This is a genomic window from Streptomyces flavofungini (genome assembly GCF_014650815.1).
GTDB classification, from domain to species: Bacteria; Actinomycetota; Actinomycetes; order Streptomycetales; family Streptomycetaceae; genus Streptomyces; species Streptomyces flavofungini.
This window is the reverse complement of record NZ_BMVR01000058.1, coordinates 1-2043: the sequence shown is the minus strand read 5'-3', so window position 1 is coordinate 2043 and position 2043 is coordinate 1. Positions and strand designations below refer to the sequence as shown.

The window sequence follows — 2043 nt, the reverse complement described above, 5'->3', positions numbered from 1 at the left end:
TCGTCGGGATCTCCGCGGCGAACATCCACGACAGCCAAGGACTGAAGCCGATGGTGGCGGGACTCCACACGCAACACGACCCGCATCGCGGCCGCTACTTCAAGCCCCAACGCCTCCACGCGGACAAGGCTTACGACGTCCCGCACCTGCGCCGATGGCTCTGGGGCAAACACATCGGCGTCCGTGTCGCGCGCAAGGGCATCGAATCCCGCGAACGACTGGGGCGTCGCAGGTGGGTGATCGAGCGGACCTTGTCCTGGCTGACCGGCTACCGCAGACTCAGCCCCCGCTACGAACGCCACCCCTCCAACTACCTGGCCTTCCTCGGCCTCGCCGCAGCCATCTGCTGCTACAAGCGACTACTCCGCCTCACCACATAGGACAACGTCTAAGAGGTCCTTTGTCCCTGCCGCTGATCCGGCCAGCCATCGGCAGTACGAACAGCGCCACCCACTGGCCTACCTTCTGCGAACAGGTGCGCCCCAGGCGTGCCCCACCGGCCGCGGAAGCACGGCGCAGAACGGGATGTCTGCAATGAGACAGGCGCAAGACTGCTCTCGCCTCAGGGATCACACCGTCTGTCCCGGTAAGCACGCCCCCTGGCGGCTCCTCAAGCACCACATCGCCCAGCAGGGCGAAACCTGACTCAATACGGAGTCTCCGCTCCAGAGTTCCTGGAAGGCGGACCTGAGCCAGTCGGGTGGTTCTCACCTCATGGCTGGTGGCGGGGCATCAGAAGGAGTCTGAATGTGAAATCAACCGCTACTTTGCCTGCCTAGTAACCGGGATCACAGAAAGCTATGAGGAAGTCTTCATGAGACGAGCCCTTCTCGCCGCGGTCAGCCTTGCACTGACCGCGGTAGCCACCAACGCTCAGGCGGCTCAGAGCCACCAGGCTGCGACCTACAAGGTCACCATCCACACCGCAGACATCCGGTACGCGGGGACGGACGGCGACATCCTGGTCACCCTGTTCAACGGCAAGGGTGAGGCAAGCCCAGAGACACTGTTCGACAAGCCCGGGGACGACTTCGAACGGGATGATACCGAGACCTACGACCTCGCTGCCCCCGACAGCTTCGGCCCACCCACAGCCATCCAGCTCAGGAAGAGCGGGGGCAATGGTTGGGGCTTCGACAGCATCAGGGTCGTCGACCCTGCTGGCGCCGCGTACACCGAACCAACGGGCCAGTGCCAAGGGTCCTACCTCATCGACAATGATCCTGACAGTGACTACTGCAAGGTCTTCTACCCCGCAGCAAAGCTCAACCTGCAGCCGGAACCCACAGGGAGCCTGCCCGTCATCTGAGCCGAGGAAGCAAACAACTGCTGTACGTGGGTGTCGCTCTCGGAGCGGCTCATGGGAACTCGACTGCTCAGAACGAAAGGCCCTGCCGGTTCGGAGTGAACCGCCAGGGCCGATCGCACATGAAGCATCAAGCGGACTCGCTTGCGAGTAGGACAGAGTCTTGGTGAACGTCTTGTTCAGATGAGCGTTCACAGGATCCCGCGAGCCCAAGGCTGCGACGCAGCCGTCCTGTTCACTCAGTGAACAGGACGGACGTTCACTCAGTGGACACTCCAATGCTCACTGGGTGAACGCTCCTGATGATCAGCTGCTGAACGCCCCGGTGTTCCTTCCGGGGACAAGCCCGTAGCAGCGCATTAGCCGACCGCAGCCGGGACATGGACGACCTCCCGGAGCAACGCCCTCCGCCGGGAACCACCTCAACGACGGCCACTCAGCCGCTGATCATCCCCACCACGCGGAGGCGGCATCATCGGGTCGAGGAACAGAGCCCACACCGCCAAGTCCAGCAGGTCCAGCGAGCCACCGGTCCTGCTCGGCGTGCAACAGATACCCGCGGGGCCGGTCGTCCCCGAACATCGTCTCCACCGGGAACCCGCGCCGCGCGACGGACCGGGTGACGGCCACATGGTCGTCCGGGTCGAGGTACTGAGCGCTCCCCCGGCAGGCAGCCCACTCGGGCTAAGAGGTCCTAACAAAGGCGTCGGACGTGTCTGTAGGTGATGAGACAGGTG

2 protein-coding genes are annotated in these 2043 nt (G+C 63.7%); both read left to right on the top strand.

What is annotated here, in order from left to right; genetic code table 11:
* On the top strand, nucleotides 1-380 hold a 380-nt coding region (locus tag IE274_RS39100; protein ID WP_190120715.1), incomplete at its 5' end, for a transposase.
* A 320-nt stretch (nucleotides 381-700) separates the two neighbouring features.
* Nucleotides 701-1309, top strand: a complete 609-nt coding sequence (locus tag IE274_RS39095) for a PLAT/LH2 domain-containing protein (protein WP_190120714.1) — start codon at nucleotides 701-703, stop codon at nucleotides 1307-1309.
* Nucleotides 1310-2043: the final 734 nt, after the last annotated feature.